A 19,360-nucleotide genomic window follows, 5' to 3' on the forward strand; every position below is an offset into this window, starting at 1 on the left:
CCAAACACATGAGTGATTTTCCAACCAAGGCCCGAGTGGTCATCATCGGCGGTGGCGTTGTCGGCTGCTCATCGCTGTATCATCTGGCCAAGAAGGGCTGGACGGATTGTGTGCTGCTGGAAAAGAATGAACTGACCGCAGGCTCTACATGGCACGCTGCAGGCAACGTGCCGACGTTTTCCACTTCGTGGGCGATCATGAACATGCAGCGCTACTCGACCGAGCTGTATTCGCGCCTTGCGGACGAGGTCGACTATCCGATGAACTACCACGTTTCTGGGTCGATCCGACTGGCGCACAGCAAGGAACGGATGCAGGAATTCGAGCGCGCCATGTCCATGGGCCGCTATCAGGGTATCCCGATGGAGATGTGGACGCCGGAGGAGGCCAAGGAACGCTATCCCTTCCTTGAGACTCATGATCTTGAAGGCGTGCTCTATGACCCGACCGATGGCGACATCGATCCGGCACAGCTGACCCAGGCGCTGGCCAAAGGCGCACGCGATATGGGGCAGAAGATCATCCGCTTCTGCCCCGCCACCGGCGTGACCCAGCATGATGACGGAACTTGGACCGTGCACACCGAAAAAGGTGACATTGTCTGTGACTATGTGGTGAACGCTGCCGGTTACTATGCCCAGCGCGTAGGGGAATGGTTCAAACCCTTTGGCGGCCGCACCGTCCCGGCAATGGTAATGAGCCACCAGTACCTGTTGACCGACGAAATCCCCGAGATTGAGGCGTGGTCGAAAGAAAGTGGCGGCAAGCTGCCGCTGCTGCGCGATGTGGATATTTCCTACTATCTGCGGCAGGAAAAGAACGGCTTTAACCTCGGACCTTACGAACCCAACTGTAAGGGTCACTGGATGACCGAGGATGATCCGATGCCCGAGGATTTCAGCTTCCAATTGTGGAACGACGATCTGGACCGCATCGAAGATATCGTCACAGATGCGATGGAGCGGGTGCCGCTGATGGCCACTTCGGGCGTTGGTCGTGTCATCAATGGCCCGATCCCCTATGCGCCGGATGGCTTGCCGCTGATCGGCCCGATGCCGGGTGTGACAAACGCGTTCGAGGCTCATACCTTCACCTTTGGCATCGCCCAAGGTGGCGGCGCTGGCAAGGTGCTGGCCGAATGGATCGTCGATGGTCACACCGAATGGGACATGTGGGCCGTCGATCCACGTCGTTACACCGACTACACCGATCAGGATTACTGCAACCAGAAAGGCATGGAAGTCTATGGCAACGAATACGCCATGCACTTCCCTCATCACGAATGGCCCGCTGCGCGCGACAAGAAGGTTTCACCCGTGCACGCCAAGGTCAAGGAACTGGGCGGCGTCATGGGGGCCTATAACGGCTGGGAACGCGCCAACTGGTTCGCGCAACCCGGCGACGACACCTCTCTGGAGGCTACTCATACTTGGGGACGTTCAGGCCCATGGGAAAAGCGGGTCAAAGAAGAATGCGAAGCCGTGCGCGATCACTGCGGCGTGCTGGATCTGCCCGGGTTCTCACGGTTTTGGATACAAGGGGATGGCGCGGATGACTGGCTGCGTGGCTTCTGCACCGGAGGTATACCCAAAGCCGGGCGCATGAACCTGATCTATGTCTCGGATGAAAGAGGGCGCATCCTGACCGAATTGTCCTGTATCCGTCTGGCTGAGAACAACTTCGTCCTGATCACCGCCGCGACGGCGCAGTGGCATGATGGGGATTTGATCCGGAATTCGGTGCCCGAAGGTGTGACTGTTCGCGAAACCACTACCGAGCGCGATACGCTGATCGTATCGGGGCCAATGTCGCGGAATGTGTTGTCCGGCATCACGGATGCGGATCTGCAGCAAGGCTGGCTGACCCATCAGTTTGCCAAAGTTGCCGGGCAGGAGGCCTTCCTGATCCGCGTCTCTTTCGCAGGCGAGTTGGGCTGGGAAATCCACGCTGAAAACGATGCGATGCCAGCCATCTACGAAGCCGTGCTGGCTGCCGGGGCCAAACCCTTTGGCATGTATGCGCTGAACTCTTTGCGGATCGAGAAAGGTTATCGCGCGTGGAAGGGCGACCTAAGCACGGATTACTCTTTGCTTGAAGGTGGTTTGGGTCGTTTTGTCAAACTCGACAAGCCGCAGGATTTTGTTGGCAAAGCGGCCATTCAGAACGAAAAGCAGCAAGGCGTCAAGAAATCCTTTGTCACTCTGATCGTGGACGCAGGCGAGGTCGATGCGCCTTACATGTCCTGCATCTGGAGCGGCGATGAGATCGTGGGTGAAACGACCTCAGGTGCGTGGGGGTACCGCATTGGTGCTTCCGTCGCGCTGGGCATGGTGCGTGCAGATCAGGCCGTGCCAGGAACTGAGCTGGAGGTTGAAATCTACGGTCAAAAATGCCGTGCTGTTGTGCAGGAAGACCAACCGCTTTGGGATCCTTCGAATGAACGGTTGAGGGCCTGACGACCTATATAGAAAGGAACGCAAATGACCCGGCAGATGCAAGGCGTATATCTGAATGGCCACGGTGGACCCGAGGTGTTGGAATGGCGGGACGATATCCCAGTTCCAAACCCTGATCCGGGGCAGGTCCTGGTCCGCGTTGCCGCTGCCGGGGTGAACAACACTGACATTAATACGCGGATCGGCTGGTATTCCTCGGACGTCACGGGTGCAACGGATGCGGTCGATCAGCAGGTCGAAGCAGGCGGTTGGGGAGGTGCGCTGCACTTTCCCCGGATCCAGGGTGGCGATCTTTGTGGAATTGTCGAAGCGGTTGGATCGGGTGCGGCGTTCAAGCCTGGTCAGCGGGTGACTTGCCCGATCAATTTACCGCGCCCGGTTCCTGGCCGACCACAGGGTTTTATCGTGCTTGGTTCAGAAATTGACGGGGCCTTTTCTCAGTATTGTCTGATGGAAAGTGATGACCTGTACGACGTGACTGAATCGCCTTTGTCTGACGTTGAAATTGCCGCGATTCCCTGTGCTTTTGGAACGGCCGAAGGCCTGCTGACTCGTGCCGGTGTCATCGCAGGTCAAAAAGTGCTGATCACAGGGGCGTCGGGCGGTGTGGGCCTTGCCGCCGTCCAGCTTGCAGCGCTGCGCGGGGCGACGGTCTGGGGCGTTAGCAATGCCGCCAAATCTGAGGTGGTCAAGTCACAGGGCGCAATCGGGACTTTTGAACGCGACGCGGCTTTGCCGGAAGACATGTTCGATGTCGTTATAGATGTGGTCGGAGGTCCGGCTTGGCCAGATCTGATACTTGCGTTGAAACCCGGCGGCCACTATGCCGTAGCTGGCGCGATCGCAGGTCCCATTGTCAGCGCGGATTTGCGGGATATCTATCTGCGCGACATCACGATCCATGGGTGCACCTATCAGCCACCGGACGTTTTTGACCGCCTTGTTGCATTGATGAATGCAGGTCAGATCAAGCCCTTGGTCTCAAAGACCTATTCGTTGCGCGACATTGTTCAGGCGCAAGAGGATTTCCTGTCCAAGACTTTGCCCGGAAAGCTGGTTCTGGTGCCGTGAAAGAGGGAATAAATGGCTGATATTACGCTTTTGGATGGTTCGATCGGGCAGGAGTTGGTGAAGTTGAGCGGTGACAAGCCGACGCCACTTTGGTCAACACGCGTGATGATCGACAAACCCGAACTTGTGGCGGAGGTTCACGCCGCCTATTTCCGCAGCGGTGCAACGATCGCTACGACAAACACCTACGCAATACACCGCTCACGTTTGGTTCGTGAGGGGATCGAAGATCAGATGCCCAATCTCATTGACGCTGCCTTGTCACAGGCCGAACTGGCGCGCTGTGGCACCAGCGGGCGAATCGCAGGCGCGCTTGGCCCGTTATTGGCCAGCTATCGGCCCGATCTGAACCCCGACCCCGCAGATGCCGCCGCGAAATTCGCCGAGCTGGCTGCAATGATGTCGGACCGGGTCGATTTTTTTCTGATCGAAACAGTATGCTCGGTGCAGGAAGCCGAAGGTGCGCTGCGTGGAATCGAGAACTGTGGGAAACCCGTCTGGCTTGCCCTGTCGGTTATGGACGAGGACGGAACCCGCCTGCGTTCAGGTGAACCACTGGCGGACATTGCCCCTCTTGTTACGCGCTATGCACCCGAGGCGGTGCTGATCAACTGTTCACGCCCCGAAGCGATTCCGGCGGCTTTGGATGTCATCGCAATGTTGGATCGCCCGTACGGGGCCTATGCCAACGGCTTTACAGGCATCAAAGAAGGCTTTCTGGAAGATGCCCCAACCGTTGATGCCTTGGAGACCCGCCATGACCTGGACCCTGATGCCTATGCACGGCACGCGATGGGTTGGGTGGCGCAGGGCGCTACGATAGTTGGTGGTTGCTGCGAAGTCGGGCCGGAACACATCAAAACCCTCGCCGAGAATTTACGTGCGGCCGGACACAAAATCGTCTGAGGGACCTCGATGCCTGTCCGGACCAAATCTGACCAACAGCGGGATCGCGTCCAGTACCATTTTGACATTCTGGTTGCGTCGGGTTTCGTATTGCTCGAACTGGCCTCGCTGGTTGAGGTTTTGCGCTTGGCGAACCGTGTGTGTGCCCACCCGCCGTTCACGTTCACTTATCGATCGCGTCAAGGAGGGCCGGTGGAAAGCAGCAGCGGAGCGACAGTATCGACCGACACAGTTCCGGCGCAACCGAATGCGAATTATCTGTTTGTGATCGGAAACTCAGACCCGGATCAGCCCGAACTTTCTCTGGGACGTGTCGTGCGCGATTATACGTTTCGGGGCGCCCAGGTATTTTTGTTGGCTGAAGCTGCAAGCCGGTACATCGACGAAAATAGCGCTGATCATATGGCAACCCATTGGGAAAATGCCTCTTTCCTGCGCGAACGTGGTGCTCGGTTTGAGGCCAAGCTATCTATCGCCACTGAGCAAGGTTCGGTTGTCACTTGCGCTGGCATGGAGGCAACCACAGATATCGCGCTGGCGGTGATCGGGCGGCATATCTCGGGTGCGGCCAAGATGACTGTTGCCGACATCATGCTGCATGAAAACATCCGTGACTTTTCATCCATGCAACCTTTTTCCGGCACCCGGACAACGGTCACTGGTGATGAGAAACTGGACCAGTGTATCAAGCTGATGCAGGCAAACATCGAGGAACCTCTGCCGATCAAACAGATCGTTGACATGCTGCACGTATCGAACCGCTCTCTTGAGCGAAAATTCAAAGCAATTTTCGGAACTACGCCGAACGGGTTCTACCGGGAAATGCGACTGGCCAAAGCTAACAACCTGCTTCTGAATACGACGATGAGCGTGCGGGAAATCGGGCTGGTTTGCGGTTTTCCAAACGGATTTTCATCCGTCTACAAAAGTTTTTTCGGCATCACGCCGTTTGTTCTGAGACGCCAGAAAAGACGCCCGGAATATCGGTGATTTTTGTATTTAAGCTGACGCTTTTGATGCTTTTATTGTCGATCCTTCGTGGCATTTTGCAGAAAACCTGAATCAGCGGAGACGTCAGGATGGTTGATCTTCCCACCAAGGCCCGAGTGGTCATCATCGGCGGCGGCGTCATTGGATGTTCGGTTGCGTATCATCTGACCAAGAAAGGTTGGGGCGATGTCGTTCTGTTGGAGCGCAAGCAACTGACCAGCGGTACGACATGGCACGCGGCGGGACTGATCGCGCAGCTGCGCGCGACGGCGAACATGACCAAACTGGCCAAGTACAGCCAGGAACTATACGGCGCGCTTGAAGAAGAGACCGGTGTTGCCACTGGGTTCAAGCGCTGCGGATCGATCACGGTCGCTTTGACCGACGAGCGTAAGGAAGAGATCTATCGTCAGGCCGCTATGGCCCGCGCTTTCGGGGTGGAGGTTGAAGAGATCGGCAATGACCGTGTGCAAGAGCTGTATCCCCATCTGAACCTGGAAGGGGTTAAAGGGGCAGTTTACCTGCCATTGGACGGGCAAGGTGATCCGGCAAATATCGCTCTGGCTTTGGCCAAAGGCGCGCGTCAGCGCGGTGGTATCGTCAAGGAACGTGTGAAAGTCACCGACATCGTCAAGCAAGGCCGTCAGGTGACGGGCGTTGATTGGGTCGCAGATGATGGCAGCGCTTCGGGCCATATCGAGTGCGACATGGTGGTGAACTGCGCAGGGATGTGGGGCCACGAGGTTGGCAAGATGGCAGGTGTGAACGTACCGCTTCACGCTTGCGAGCATTTCTATATCGTCACCGAGGGGATCGACGGTCTGACCCAATTGCCCGTGCTGCGCGTGCCAGACGAATGCGCCTACTACAAAGAGGATGCAGGGAAAATCCTGCTGGGCGCGTTTGAGCCGAATGCCAAGCCCTGGGCAATGAACGGCATCCCTGACAGTTTCGAATTTGACCAATTGCCTGAAGATTTCGACCATTTCGAACCCATCCTTGAAGCAGCCTGCAATCGGATGCCAATGCTGGCCGAGGCCGGGATTCACACCTTCTTCAATGGTCCTGAATCCTTTACACCGGACGACGCCTATCATCTGGGCCTCGCACCCGAGATGGACAATGTCTGGGTCGCGGCCGGGTTCAACTCAATCGGTATTCAGTCGGCGGGCGGGGCTGGCATGGCACTGGCCGAATGGATGGATTCGGGTGAAAAGCCATTTGATCTGGGCGATGTGGACATCAGCCGCATGCAGCCCTTTCAGGGCAATAAACAATACCTCTTTGAGCGTTCGAAAGAAACGCTTGGCCTGCTTTACGCTGACCATTACCCCTACCGCCAAAAGGCTACCGCACGGGGCGTCCGTCGGACACCATTTCACCATCATCTGCTGGAACAGGGTGCGGTCATGGGCGAAATTGCCGGGTGGGAGCGCGCCAACTGGTTTGCCAATGACGGACAGGAACGTGAATACCAATATAGTTGGAAGCGCCAGAACTGGTTTGAAAACGCGGCCGCAGAACACCGTGCAGTGCGCGAAAATGTAGGCATGTACGACATGTCGTCCTTCGGTAAAATCCGTGTCGAAGGGCCGGATGCCGAGAAATTCATGAACTATATTGGTGGCGGCGATTATTCGGTGCCCAATGGTAAGATCGTCTATACCCAGTTCCTGAACCGTGCTGGTGGCATCGAAGCTGACGTGACCGTCACGCGCCTGACCGAGACCGCCTATCTGGTCGTCACCCCAGCGGCGACCCGTCTGGCGGATCAGACCTGGATGATACGCCATGCCGGCAATTTCAATGTCGTCGTCACGGACGTTACCTCAGGCGAAGGCGTTCTGGCTGTCATGGGGCCAAATGCCCGCGCACTTCTGGAAAAGGTTTCACCAGCGGATTTCTCGAACGCGACCAACCCCTTTGGCACCGCGCAGGAGATTGAGATCGGTATGGGCCTCGCCCGTGCCCACCGCGTGACATATGTGGGCGAGCTTGGGTGGGAGATCTATATTTCATCCGACATGGCGGCTCACGTGTTCGAAACACTGCATGACGCCGGCCGGGATATGGGCCTGAAGCTTTGTGGTATGCACATGATGGACAGCTGCCGTATCGAGAAGGGCTTCCGCCATTTTGGCCATGACATCACCTGTGAAGATCACGTGGTCGATGCAGGATTGGGCTTTGCCGTCAAAGTGGATAAGGGCGGTGATTTCATTGGGCGTGAGGCGGTTATAGCCCGCAAAGAATGCGGGCCTCAAAACCGTTTGGTCCAGTTCAAGCTGACCGACCCCGAGCCGCTGTTGTTCCACAATGAGCCGATCATACGCGATGGAGAATATGTGGGGTATCTCAGTTCTGGCAACTATGGGCATACACTCGGCGGCGCGATTGGTCTGGGCTATGTACCCTGCCAAGGCGAGAAAGCGGCAGATGTTCTGGCTTCGAGCTATGAAATAGACGTTTGCGGCGTGAAAGTGAAAGCTGAGGCATCGCTCAAACCGATGTACGACCCAAAGTCCGAACGCGTAAAAGTATAGCCAAACTGTCGGGGCGCTGTGGCGCCCCGAATTGTTTGTTTGGCCTGCCTGTTTCAGATGAAACATATCAGGATTCCTGATGACCGGCTTCACAGTTTTGATGGTTCCCAAGCCCGTCTGATTTGCCGTAGAGAAATACAGTATCAGCCGGAGACCCATCGTGGCAGAGACCCCTGTAACGCCAAACAACACGGATACGCCCAAAGGGCTTGTGCTGGCCGTATTGGCCTATGTCCTTTGGGGCTTCCTGCCGCTGTACATGAAGGCGATGGAACATATCGGCCCGATAGAGGTCGTTGCACATCGCGTCATCTGGTCGGTTCCGGTGGCTGGGTTGCTGTTGGTTGCGCTTGGGCGTACCGGTGATCTTAAAGCTGCACTTCGCAATCCGAAGATGTTGGGCATGGCAGCGCTGACTGCGGCTTTGATTTCGGTGAACTGGGCGATTTATGTTTGGGCGATTTCATCTGGCCACGCGCTGGATGCGGCACTTGGCTACTATATGAATCCTTTGTTCAGTATTGCGCTCGGGGCGATCCTGCTACGCGAACCCTTAACCCGTACACAATTGGTCGCAGTCGGGCTGGCCGCATTGGGCGTGTTGGTTCTAGGGTTTCAAGCCGGAAGCCTGCCTTGGGCTGCTTTGGGATTGATGGTCAGTTGGGGATTCTATGCATTCTTCAAACGCTCTCTTCCGATTGGACCCAATCAGGGGTTTTTGCTTGAAGTCCTGATCCTGCTTATCCCGGCTTTGGCCTATGTTACATGGTTGGGCGCTAGTGGAACGGGGCATTTTGGGGCGGCTGCGTCAGACACTTTGTTGCTGGCAGGTGCGGGTATCGTAACAGCCGTACCCTTGTTGATCTATGCAAACGGGGCAAAACTGGTACGCCTGTCGACCATGGGCATATTGCAGTACATCGCGCCCACTATGATCTTTATCACTGCGATCACCCTGTTCGGAGAACATATTGACCAGGCAAGAATAATTGCCTTCCCTTTGATTTGGTCCGGGTTGGTCGTGTATTCGATTCCGATGATCCGGCAGATACGGTCTCAGGCCTGACGAATAAGTCGAGTGATTTCGGCAGCCCAGATCGCATAGGTTTTAGGGCTTGGATGGTACCCATCCGGGGCGGCGAGGGACGGATCGTCGGGCAGATTCAATGACAGATGGGAAACCTGCGGGAAACCAGCAGCCACCTTTTGCAATCCTCGGTCCAACCGCGCGGCCTGTTGCCCCAATACCCATGCCAAGGGCTGAGGCAAAGCTGGGAATCGCGCCATCTGGGGAACGGCCGTCACGATTACATTTCGGGCTCCGATTCGCCCGGTCAGCAAGGCCAGAAGGCGTGATTGCTGATCTTCAAAGCGTTGTGCGGTCACGGCACGGGTTACGTCATTCACGCCAAGGGCCGTCACCACCACATCAAATTGGTCTTTTAGTCTCTGCAATCGGTCGATTGTATCTTGCGTGGTATATCCGGTCGTAGCTTCCAACCGCCATTCTACGGTGTGGTGTGTTGCCAGTAGGCTGACCAATTGCCCCGACAGCGCTTGTTTTTGCGTGCCTGCGCCTACACCGGCGGCCGAGCTGTCCCCGGCAATCAACAAGCGCAATCGTGGACCGCGCCCTTCACGCCCTTCGCGAGGACCTTCTGGTTCAGGCAGCAAGCGAGCATTGCGTCGCACAGAGTGGCCCTGAACAGCCAGTACGGGCAATAACGGGACGCGGAGAATTTGGTCCGCAGCAACAGGGAAAGGCATCTTCAGTTCAGCGCATCCTTGAATTTCAGAAAACGCGCATCTTTCATGACCCGCGCCATCATGGCTTCACGCAGGGCGCCGACAGTCTTGTAGGGGCGCATGACAACTTCGAAATCTTGAATGAGGCCATCCGCGTTCAAAGTGATCAAATCAACCCCGACTGCGTCCAGATCTCCGACCTTGCATTGAAACTCCAACGCCCAATCGTTGCCGTCACCCATGATCCGGCGATACCGAAAATCCGAGAATACCTGACCTACATGACCAAGAACCGCCGCAACCGGTTCACGCCCTGTCCAGGCGCTATAATAGGTTGGGGGCAAAAACCGCACGTCCTCTGCCAGCAACTCGTGGATCAAGCTTTCATCGCCTTTTGCGACAACGTCCTGCATTCGTTTGATCGTCGGGTGCATGCCATCTTCCTTCTTGTTGACCCGAGAGTTGCTGAACCGTTTCGTTCAGGCAAGGACGACGTTGCGGGAGGTGACGTGCTGGGATAGGCAGGCGCGCATGAGCGAGACCTATGATCCCCCGCAAACACCTCTGGACGTGCTGTATGAAGACACACAGTTGATCGTGGTGAACAAGCCATCGGGTTTGCTGTCTGTGCCCGGACGGGGGGAGCATCTGGCTGATTGCCTGCTGACCCGTGTCCAGGCCGCGTTTCCTCAGGCTCTGCTGGTGCATCGTTTGGATCGGGACACATCGGGTGTCATGGTTTTTGCCCAGACACCGCATGCGCAGCGGCATCTGGGGCTGCAGTTTGAAAACCGTCAGACCCGTAAGACCTATATCGCCCGTGTTTGGGGACAGGTCGAAGCGAAAACGGGGACTGTGGATTTGCCTTTGATCGTTGATTGGCCCAATCGCCCACGCCAGATGGTGTGTCGCGAGACGGGAAAGCCAGCGATCACCGAATGGCGTGTTGTAAAACACGAAGGTCAGTCGACCCGTATCCGCCTGTTTCCCAAAACCGGGCGATCGCATCAATTGCGTGTACATATGCAGGCGCTGGGCCATCCGATCCTAGGTGATCCATTTTACGCGGACGGCGCAGCGCGCGATTTTCCGAGGCTAATGCTGCATTCCGAAGAATTGCGACTGAAAAACCCAGAAGGCGGTGTATCAATGAAATTCCGCGCCCCAGCTGAGTTTTAAAGTTAGGCGGTGCTAGTCCACAGCATTTTCAGATTACCCAAAGAAAACCGCTTGGTACGCTTGATGGGTCGCGCGGCTTTGCATTCTCGGGCAGCAGCCAGTTCGCGCTCGATTTCGAAGCCGCGTAATACGTGATCCTGAGACCAGCGATCTAACTTCAGGGTCATCATGACGTGATTGTCGAGGTAAGGCATGGGCAATCTCCTGATTGGTGTTTGACCTATCTTCGCTCAACACTCCTGACACCACCTTGTCAGTGGGGTGTGCTAAGTTGTCAGCAGATCGCAAGGAGCTTCTGATGCGCCGTTCAACCCGTCTGTTCGAAATCATACAGATTTTGCGTGCTGCCGAGACACCTGTGACTGCTGATGCGCTGGCTGCAAAGCTCGAGGTGTCGGTGCGTACTGTCTACCGTGATATTGCTGCGTTGCAGGCGCAGCGCACGCCCATCGAGGGTGAGGCGGGTGTCGGATATCTGATGCGGCGGGGATATGATTTGCCGCCACTGAATTTTGACGCCGAAGAGGTTGAGGCCCTTTGGGTCGGTCTTTCGATGTTGGCGCGTACGGGCGACAGCACCCTGCAGCAAGCCGCAGACAGGGTGTGTCGCAAGATCGAAGCGTTACGGGTTCCTGCGGATTGGCTGCAGGTTGCTCCATGGGGGGCTCCTATGGATGATCCTGAAAAGGGCTGTGTGCCAGTCGTAAACTATCGAGAAGCGATCAGGGCTGAACAAAAGATCCGCATCACCTATGTGAATTCGGAAGGTGAACGCAGCGAACGAACGGTGCGACCCGTTGCCCTGATCTACCACATTGAATGCACAATGTTGGCCGCTTGGTGCGAGCTGAGAAATGGGTTCCGCCACTTCCGCACCGATCGGATTTGGGCCTGCGAATTGACGGAAGATCACTTTTGTGGGCAGGGAGAGCCATTGCGCGCGATCTGGCAGGAGCAAAATCACTGGAGCGACCCTGTCGGAGCAGCCTAAATGGCGAGTATTCGCCGATCTCACCCAATTGTTGCTTGAGGCCCATTGTTCTCACCATGTTATACTGCGCGCAACGAGGCAAACCCGGTGAACGGGTACGTGAGCAGAAGGTGAATTTATGACGATTTCCAAATGTGTACTAACAGCCGGGCTGTGTTCGGCGTTTTTTTTGGCTGCGTGTACCGACCCCGCCACTCTAACCGTGCAAGAAGATCCCAATAAGAATGCGAAACAAGGCGCATTGCTTGGGGGTCTGATCGGTGCGGGTGTGGGCGCAATCGCTAATGATTCAGATCCGTTGCTGGGGGCGCTGGCCGGCGGTGCGATCGGTGCCGCAGGCGGTGGCGTGATCGGCAACCAGCTTGACCGACAGGCGGCTGAGTTACGGCAACAGCTGGCCAATGACGGCATCACTATCGTCAACGCGGGTGACCGCCTGATCGTTACGGTACCGAATGATATCACCTTCGATACAGATAGCTCCACCGTGCGTCCGGCCCTCCGCGCTGATCTGGTGAAGGTGGGGCAGAACCTGGTCAACTACCCGAACTCGAACGTGCAGATTATCGGTCATACCGACAGTGACGGAGAGGCGTCATACAACCTGGGTCTGTCCGAGCGTCGCGCGAATGCTGTCGCCGATATTCTGCAGGCCAACGGTGTTAGCTTTTCCCGCATCACGACCGTGGGGCAGGGTGAAAACAATCCGATTGCGTCGAACCTGACACCGGAAGGAAAAGCCCAGAACCGACGGGTTGAGATTGTGGTCGTTCCCAGCAGCAATACCTGACCGGATGTTTCGCGCACAGTGACTGCGCGTCACGTGGGCTTTGGTTCAGGATCATCCCGGTCTAACAAGAGGGAAACACCACAGCGGAGTTTCCCCATGTCCGAACCGATCCTTCTTGGCCTTTCCGGCTCACTGCGAAAAGATGCCACCAATCGCAAACTTCTTCGCGAGGCTGCGCGTTTATTTGATGCCGGTGCGTTCATCGAGGCAGATTTGAATCTGCCTCTTTATGACGGCGATGTTGAGCTTGGTGAGGGTATCCCCGAAGCGGTACATGTGTTGGCTGATCAGATTTCGCAGGCTCATGCGGTGATCATTTCGACGCCGGAATACAACAAGGGGCCTTCGGGTGTTCTGAAAAACGCGCTGGATTGGGTTAGCCGGACCAGCGGCAGGCCTTGGATGGATAAGCCTGTGGCAGTGATGTCTGCTGCAGCCGGTCGTGCCGGCGGTGAGCGGGCTCAGATGATCCTGCGGTCTTTCATGGTTCCTTTTCAGCCTCGCATTCTGCAGGGGCCTGAATTGCATTTGGCCGACAGTTCCAACGAATTCGATAGTGAAGGACGATTGTCTAATGAGCGCTACGAAAACACACTGAACGCGCTGATGAAGAAGCTGCGGGCCGAAGCCGGGTTTTGAACTTCAGCCCAACCTTTTTTGCATGGTAATTGAGGTCGGCCGATCAAAGCCCGGATGGGCCGTCTCACCGGTCTTTGAGAATCCAAGCCGGGCAAAAGTCGCGTGGTTTTCGACAAGCTCAACCCGGGACTGTAGTTCCAGTATGTCAAACCCGTACCTGCGTGCTTGGACCTGAGCTTGTTCGATTAGTATACGGGCCAGACCGCGACCGCGCTGGCGAAGGTCTACAGCCAGTTTGCTAAGATATAATCGACCCGGTTTGGGTGTCAGAAAAACAACAGCATCGGGGCGGTCTCCGATCACCCAAATCTCGCCCTCATCGATCTGCCTGCGCAGACTTTCCAGAGTTAGGCGGTGCATTGAAGAAGGCGGATCAATACGACCTTCCATATACGCAAAGCTTTCACGGATCAGGCGTAATACCTCAGGCAGCACAAGGCTGTCGCGGTTCAGTCGTGTGGGTTCAGGGTATGTGGTGTTCACAGCGACGCCTCGGGGCGAAAACCATCTGGAATTGCATCGCGATTGTCGAGAATTAGGTCGGCGATGACCTCAGCTACCTTCGGGGCCATGCCAAAGCCGATTTTGAAGCCACCATTTGCGATAAATTGTCCTTTGTGCAACGGATGTGCACCCAACATTGGCGCGCGGCTCTTGCTGCGCGGGCGAACACCGGCCCAACGCTCAATCACCTCGGCCCCGTGCAACACCGGCACTGCCCGCATCGCGCGATCCAGCAACTCTTCCAATGCCGCATCCGTGCCAGTTGGGTCATCATACTCACGCTCGGATGTTGAACCGATGGCGAGTGTGCCATCCGTATGGGGTACAAAGTGAATAGCATCAGCAAACAGCTGCGGGACGGCACCCGCATCAAATCGCAGTAGCGCCGCCTGTCCCTTAACGCCATTACCGACTGTTTTACCAAATGCTGCGCTGAGTTCCTGCAGGCCTGCAAGCCCTGTTGCGTGGACGACTTGCCCTTTGTCGGGGACATTTGTGGTGACCTCGACTCCCATTACCGCAAGCGCTGCAACCAATGCGGCGCAGGCACGCCGAGGGTGCATGCGCGCACTAAGCGTATCATGAATAACAAATCCTGTCGGGCTGGGCGGGCACCACGCGCCGATCTCTTCCAGCGCTCTGACGTTCCAGTCGGCCTGTCCCTGCCAGAGTTCCTTGGCCGTTAGTTCGCGTGCGCGGGCCAAGTCCAATGTCCGAGCGTCTGCAATGGGTTGCAGCCGGCCAAGCCGCGCGTATCCCGGTGACACCCCGCCTGTGGCCTCGACATGCTTCCAGAACGGTTCGGCCATGATGAGGCTTTCGAACTGAAACGCTTTTTTAGCGTTCCAGTTTTCGGGGACGTGCGGTGCCAACGCGCCGACCAAGCCGCCGCTGGAGCCCGCCCCGGGGCCAAAGGGATCAACGATCTGGACATTGGCGCCGCGTCTTGCGCAGGTCCAGGCGATGGATAGGCCAAATATCCCTGCGCCGCGCACCGTCACATCGACCATTGCCAATCCCCTTTTCCTTGTTCAGTGTCGCGCCGCTTAGCTACAGGATTCCCCGATGGCAGACCAGCGTGCCGAACTCACTTGGACAGAGGATCAGATTCCGGTCTCTGATCGGTTCGATGATCCATACTACTCGTTGCAAAACGGGTTGGAAGAAACGCGACATGTGTTTCTGGCGGGCAATGACCTGCCTGCGCGCTTTGCACCGGGATTTCAAATCGCCGAACTGGGCTTTGGCACCGGGCTGAACCTATTAACCGTCTGGTCGGCGTGGGAAGCAGCGGGGCAGACCTCTCCTCTGCGGTTTACGAGTTTCGAAGCCTATCCGATGGCGCCCGATGATATGGCGCGCGCTTTGGCGGCCTTTCCCGAGGTGGCGCCGTGGGCTGAGCGCTTTCTGAATGCCTGGAATGGGCAGAAATGTGTGCTGGACACATTGCATTTTGAAGTCATGGTCGGAGACGCGCGTGAGACATTGCCCAATTGGGATGACACTGCAGATGCGTGGTTTCTGGATGGCTTCTCACCGGCCAAGAACCCCGAACTGTGGGGCGCTGACCTGATGCAGCAGGTTGCTGATCACACGGCCCAAGATGGCACTGCGGCAACGTATACAGCCGCCGGTCTTGTGCGTCGCGGTTTGTCTGATGCCGGGTTCGAGGTGATACGCTCGCCCGGTTTTGGTCGCAAGCGGCATATGACGCGGGCGGTGAAGACATGAGTCAGAAAAACAATGTTAATGCTGGTATTGCCTTGATGATCGCAGCAACGATTGTCTTTGCGCTACAGGACGGGATCTCACGGCATCTGGCGGGCACCTACAACACCTACATGGTTGTGATGATCCGGTACTGGTTCTTTGCCGCTTTTGTGATTGCCGTCGCTGCAAGGTCAACAGGGGGGCTGCGGACGGCGGCGAAAACCGAGCAGCTCGGGCTGCAGATTTTCCGTGGCCTTTTGCTGGCCGGTGAGATTTGCGTGGCAGTTTTCAGTTTCACCATTCTGGGGCTGATCGAAAGTCAGGCAGTTTTCATTTGTTATCCGCTGTTGATCGCCGCCCTCAGCGGCCCTGTTTTGGGCGAGAAAGTCGGCTGGCGCCGCTGGGCCGCCATCGGTGTCGGTTGCATCGGCGTCCTGATAATCCTCCAGCCCGGTGCGGGAGTGTTCAACCCCTGGGCCGTGGTGCCATTGATCTCGGCATTCATGTTCGCGGTTTACGGCCTTCTGACTAGGTACGCCGCACGGCGCGACAGTACCGCGACCAGCTTTTTCTGGACCGGTGTGGCTGGCGCAGTCGCAATGACGGCTGTTGGAGTGTGGTTCTGGGAACCGATGGCCAGAACCGACTGGCTATGGATGGGTCTGCTCTGCATCACAGGCGCGTTGGGGCATTGGCTGTTGATCAAATGCTATGAGATGGCCGAGGCCAGCGCAGTGCAACCTTTCGCCTATTTCCATCTGATGTGGAGCGCCATTCTGGGCATCACGATCTTCCACGAAACGCTGCGCCCTGAGGTGGTTCTGGGCGCAGCAATTGTGATTGCCGCGGGTCTGTTCACCCTATGGCGCGAAAGACGAAAGAGTCGAGCCGGTTAACTCCTGTGAGAATGGCACCGGGAGCGCTGGCTGACCTAGCCGCGCGCGATAGACCGGTAGGCTTTCAGCGACGCGCATCACATAGTTGCGCGTTTCCTTGAACGGGATGGTTTCGATCCAGTCGATCACGTCCACCTGACCCCGACGCGGGTCGCCGTAGCGTTCCATCCACGAGATTGGACGCCTTGGCCCGGCGTTGTAACCAGCGGCCATCATCACAACATTTCCGTTAAAGTCCTCGGCCAGTGTCGCAAGATAATTCGCCCCCAGTTTGGCGTTATACTGCCAGTCCGAGGTCAGACGCCCTGTCTTGTGCCCGCCAAGAATGCCCAGATCCTGCGCCACAAGTTTGGCAGTGGCTGGCATGACCTGCATCAATCCGCGCGCGCCAGCGCCGCTGATAACAACTGGATCGAACTCGCTTTCACGTCGGGCAATTGCAAGTGTCATCTCCTTCGCCATGGGCAGACCCATATCAGCCACCGGATGCACCGGGTAATAGGCGGCAGGCAAAACCATGCCGGTGGTCGCAGCTCGTTTGGCGATCATAACGGCCAGATGCGGCTCATTCAGTTCGATTACGAGATCACCTAACTGAGCGGCTTGCGTTTGATCAAGGCTCTCTACCAGATGGGTCAGGAACCGCTCAGACAGGTTACCCTCGCCAGCGCGCAGCAATAGCAACCCAGCCTCAAGCACGCTTGAGTCCGCAAACGCGGCCTGTTTCCAATGCGGTGCACGGCGCGGATTAGCCAATTCGCTGTCAAACGGACGGCCGATCTGCTCTGCAGCGAGCAATCCGTAGAACGAGGTCTGATAGTTTGCGCCTTCTGCATAGGCCTCGTGCGCCTTGTCCGCATCACCTTGCGCCGCGTGGGCACGACCCAGCCAATATCCACCGCGACCCTTCGAGATCGGCGATTGCACGGCACCCGAGAAATTCTGGAAATGCCGTACTGCTGTGGCCGGATCATTCAGTTTGCGCAGGGCCAGAAATCCGGAAAGCCATTCCAGATCTGCATAGCCATAGCCCATTTCAGGCGTCATGTGATGATTTGCGGCAATCGCATAGGCGCGCTCTGCATCACCGGTACGCATCTCGAGCCGCGCCAGCCGACGCCGGCCTTCCGCCCATTTGTCAGGCTCGCCCAGCGACTTTGGTCCGGTGGAACGTGCCAGCATCAGATCAATGGCACTGTCGTCCAGTTCCTTTCGATCCCGCCACACGAAACGATCAAAGGCCAGACCGGGATCCTTGGCCAGTGCCTTAGGTACGGCAGCGACCTTGCCATCCACGCCGTTCTGGCGTTTTTGCAGGGCAATACGGGCCTGGGCCAGTTTGCGATAGTCGGCATCGACAAGGGGCAGCATCTGCCCTGCACTGACCAAATGCCCGTCCCACAGCATCCGGTCCAATCGCGCCTCGTGATGCGGTTTCAGGAGTTTGCTAAAGTTCTCCAGGTAGCTCTTTTGCAGACCTGACCCCATCGGCATTGTCCGCCACGCCGTTACGATGTCGGCTTCGGCCTCACCGTTGCGGCCTTTGCTTTTCAATGCCACGGCATAGTTCAACGCGCCTTCGGCGGTTTGCGGAGGCATCCCCTCGTAGAAATTCAGAACCCGATCCGGATCGGCTGCGGTGAACGATGGCTCGCTCTTACGGCGCAACCAGGCCAGACCGGGCCAATCCGGACGCCGCTCCAGAAATACCAGCACGTCACCCGAGCTGCCAAAACCCTCGCGCAACCAATGCCAGACAATGATGTCCCGCGCCACCGATCCACGGTGACCTGCCACGCGCAGCGCGGCATTCCAGTCGCCCTTGCGCATCTCATAGAGCCCCGCGCGCAAATCCTGCATCGCATCCGCCCGAGTGGCATGCGGCTGTAGCACCAACGCCAGAATCATCGCTATTCCAAGCGACAGAATACGTCTCATCCCTTGCATTCCCCAACAAACCAAGGATACAGCCATGCAGGATAAACCTTGCGCCGCCGGGATCAACTCACAAACCCTCAATCGTGACGGACCGGTGCGCAAAAACACCTAAGGAGCGTTCCATGTTTAAAGGCTCAATGCCAGCACTGGTCACCCCGTTCAGCAACGGCGCGTTGGACCTGGATACGCTCAAACACTTGGTCGAATGGCAAATTCAGCAAGGTTCGACCGGACTGGTACCGGTTGGTACGACCGGCGAAAGCCCGACGCTCAGCCATGAAGAGCATGAAACGGTGATTGCCGAGGTGGTCAATGCCGCCGCAGGTCGCGTACCTGTCATCGCTGGTGCCGGGTCCAACAACACGGTCGAGGCCATACGGTTCATTCGATTCGCACAGAAAATCGGTGCGGATGCGGCGCTGGTTGTAACACCCTATTACAACAAGCCGACCCAGAAGGGGCTGCTGGCGCATTTCCAAACTCTGCATGACAGCGCCGATATCCCGATCATCATCTACAACATCCCGGGTCGTTCGGTCATCGACATGACCCCTGCAACGATGGGCGTACTGGCGAAACTGCCCCGCATTGTCGGGGTCAAGGACGCGACCGGCGATCTTGCGCGAGTCAGCCAGCAGCGCGCGAGCTGCGGGGCCGATTTCTGTCAGCTGTCCGGGGAAGACGCGACTGCACTGGGCTTCAATGCTCATGGCGGAGTAGGGTGCATCTCGGTCACCGCAAACGTGGCCCCGAAGCTCTGCGCCGAATTCCAGCAGGCTACGTTGGCAGGCGATTATACAAAGGCTCTGAATTATCAGGACCGGCTGATGCCGCTGCACGAAGCGATCTTCATCGAGCCTGGCTTGGTCGGCGCAAAATACGCGCTCAGCAAACTTGGCCTATGCAGCACCGAAGTGCGCTCGCCTTTGACCGAGCTGGAAGACAGCACCAAAGCCGCAATCGAAGCCGCAATGGCGCATGCTGGACTAATCTAAAGTCAA

At 57.1% G+C, this 19,360-nt stretch carries 19 protein-coding genes; 13 read left to right on the forward strand and 6 right to left on the reverse strand.

Going from position 1 to position 19,360, the window contains the following annotated elements:
* Positions 1-8: 8 nt before the first annotated feature.
* From ACR0IU_RS10455 to rarD, 6 genes are all read left to right on the forward strand, one after another.
* Complete coding sequence (locus ACR0IU_RS10455; protein ID WP_480716199.1) at positions 9-2,456, forward strand: GcvT family protein; 2,448 nt, start codon at positions 9-11, stop codon at positions 2,454-2,456.
* A 24-nt stretch (positions 2,457-2,480) separates the two neighbouring features.
* A complete protein-coding gene (locus ACR0IU_RS10460; RefSeq protein ID WP_480716200.1) occupies positions 2,481-3,527 on the forward strand; it encodes an alcohol dehydrogenase family protein in 1,047 nt (348 codons plus the stop codon).
* Between the two features lie 12 nt (positions 3,528-3,539).
* Positions 3,540-4,433 (forward strand): homocysteine S-methyltransferase family protein, encoded by an 894-nt coding sequence (locus ACR0IU_RS10465; protein WP_480716201.1) that lies wholly within the window; start codon positions 3,540-3,542, stop codon positions 4,431-4,433.
* A 9-nt stretch (positions 4,434-4,442) separates the two neighbouring features.
* Entirely contained in the window at positions 4,443-5,423 is a 981-nt protein-coding gene (locus ACR0IU_RS10470) for a GlxA family transcriptional regulator (RefSeq protein WP_480716202.1), read from the forward strand.
* An 89-nt stretch (positions 5,424-5,512) separates the two neighbouring features.
* Positions 5,513-7,966, forward strand: coding sequence for a GcvT family protein (locus ACR0IU_RS10475; RefSeq protein WP_480716203.1), 2,454 nt, complete (start codon positions 5,513-5,515; stop codon positions 7,964-7,966).
* 160 nt (positions 7,967-8,126) lie between these two features.
* Positions 8,127-9,032: an EamA family transporter RarD gene (gene rarD, locus ACR0IU_RS10480; RefSeq protein WP_480716204.1), complete on the forward strand. Its 906-nt coding sequence runs from the start codon at positions 8,127-8,129 to the stop codon at positions 9,030-9,032.
* On the opposite strand, the gene ACR0IU_RS10485 is transcribed toward rarD, so the two are convergent.
* Together ACR0IU_RS10485 and ACR0IU_RS10490 are read right to left on the reverse strand one after the other, a co-directional pair.
* Positions 9,023-9,658, reverse strand: coding sequence for an SGNH/GDSL hydrolase family protein (locus ACR0IU_RS10485; RefSeq protein WP_480608335.1), 636 nt, complete (start codon positions 9,656-9,658; stop codon positions 9,023-9,025). The two genes, rarD and ACR0IU_RS10485, sit on opposite strands and share 10 nt — an antisense overlap.
* 77 nt (positions 9,659-9,735) lie before the next feature.
* Positions 9,736-10,146: a nuclear transport factor 2 family protein gene (locus ACR0IU_RS10490; RefSeq protein ID WP_480716205.1), complete on the reverse strand. Its 411-nt coding sequence runs from the start codon at positions 10,144-10,146 to the stop codon at positions 9,736-9,738.
* A 97-nt stretch (positions 10,147-10,243) separates the two neighbouring features.
* On the opposite strand from ACR0IU_RS10490, the gene ACR0IU_RS10495 reads away from it, so the two are divergent.
* A complete protein-coding gene (locus ACR0IU_RS10495; RefSeq protein ID WP_480716206.1) occupies positions 10,244-10,891 on the forward strand; it encodes an RluA family pseudouridine synthase in 648 nt (215 codons plus the stop codon).
* Between the two features lie 2 nt (positions 10,892-10,893).
* Here the strand turns inward: ACR0IU_RS10495 and ACR0IU_RS10500 are convergent, their stop codons facing one another.
* Positions 10,894-11,085, reverse strand: coding sequence for a hypothetical protein (locus ACR0IU_RS10500; protein ID WP_170476216.1), 192 nt, complete (start codon positions 11,083-11,085; stop codon positions 10,894-10,896).
* A gap of 104 nt (positions 11,086-11,189) precedes the next feature.
* Here ACR0IU_RS10500 and ACR0IU_RS10505 point away from each other — a divergent pair, with 104 nt between their 5' ends.
* The 3 genes from ACR0IU_RS10505 (at position 11,190) to ACR0IU_RS10515 (ending at position 13,311) form a co-directional block, all read left to right on the forward strand.
* On the forward strand, positions 11,190-11,882 hold the full coding sequence (locus tag ACR0IU_RS10505; protein WP_170476214.1) for a helix-turn-helix transcriptional regulator: 693 nt from the start codon (positions 11,190-11,192) through the stop codon (positions 11,880-11,882).
* 118 nt (positions 11,883-12,000) lie between these two features.
* Positions 12,001-12,672 (forward strand): YiaD family glycine zipper/OmpA-like lipoprotein, encoded by a 672-nt coding sequence (locus tag ACR0IU_RS10510; protein WP_480716207.1) that lies wholly within the window; start codon positions 12,001-12,003, stop codon positions 12,670-12,672.
* A 96-nt stretch (positions 12,673-12,768) separates the two neighbouring features.
* Positions 12,769-13,311, forward strand: coding sequence for an NADPH-dependent FMN reductase (locus tag ACR0IU_RS10515; protein WP_480716208.1), 543 nt, complete (start codon positions 12,769-12,771; stop codon positions 13,309-13,311).
* 3 nt (positions 13,312-13,314) lie between these two features.
* On the opposite strand, the gene ACR0IU_RS10520 is transcribed toward ACR0IU_RS10515, so the two are convergent.
* Both ACR0IU_RS10520 and ACR0IU_RS10525 read right to left on the reverse strand, forming a co-directional pair.
* Complete coding sequence (locus ACR0IU_RS10520) at positions 13,315-13,794, reverse strand: GNAT family N-acetyltransferase (protein WP_480716209.1); 480 nt, start codon at positions 13,792-13,794, stop codon at positions 13,315-13,317.
* Entirely contained in the window at positions 13,791-14,825 is a 1,035-nt protein-coding gene (locus tag ACR0IU_RS10525; protein WP_480716210.1) for an NAD(P)/FAD-dependent oxidoreductase, read from the reverse strand. The genes ACR0IU_RS10520 and ACR0IU_RS10525 overlap by 4 nt, the downstream gene beginning before the upstream one ends.
* A 55-nt stretch (positions 14,826-14,880) precedes the next feature.
* Between ACR0IU_RS10525 and mnmC2 the strand changes: the two genes are divergently transcribed.
* Together mnmC2 and ACR0IU_RS10535 are read left to right on the forward strand one after the other, a co-directional pair.
* Positions 14,881-15,546, forward strand: a complete 666-nt coding sequence (gene mnmC2 / locus ACR0IU_RS10530) for a tRNA (5-methylaminomethyl-2-thiouridine)(34)-methyltransferase MnmC2 (protein WP_480716211.1) — start codon at positions 14,881-14,883, stop codon at positions 15,544-15,546.
* On the forward strand, positions 15,543-16,421 hold the full coding sequence (locus ACR0IU_RS10535; RefSeq protein ID WP_480716212.1) for a DMT family transporter: 879 nt from the start codon (positions 15,543-15,545) through the stop codon (positions 16,419-16,421). Before mnmC2 ends, ACR0IU_RS10535 begins: the two co-directional genes overlap by 4 nt.
* Here ACR0IU_RS10535 and ACR0IU_RS10540 read toward each other — a convergent pair.
* Positions 16,386-18,359, reverse strand: a complete 1,974-nt coding sequence (locus tag ACR0IU_RS10540) for a lytic transglycosylase domain-containing protein (RefSeq protein ID WP_480716213.1) — start codon at positions 18,357-18,359, stop codon at positions 16,386-16,388. The two genes, ACR0IU_RS10535 and ACR0IU_RS10540, sit on opposite strands and share 36 nt — an antisense overlap.
* A 122-nt stretch (positions 18,360-18,481) precedes the next feature.
* Here ACR0IU_RS10540 and dapA point away from each other — a divergent pair, with 122 nt between their 5' ends.
* Positions 18,482-19,354 carry a 4-hydroxy-tetrahydrodipicolinate synthase gene (gene dapA, locus ACR0IU_RS10545; protein ID WP_480716214.1) on the forward strand — a complete coding sequence of 291 codons (873 nt, stop codon included), beginning with the start codon at positions 18,482-18,484 and terminating at the stop codon, positions 19,352-19,354.
* The last annotated feature ends 6 nt before the right edge of the window (positions 19,355-19,360 follow it).

Source organism: Ruegeria sp. CL5 (assembly GCF_056536485.1).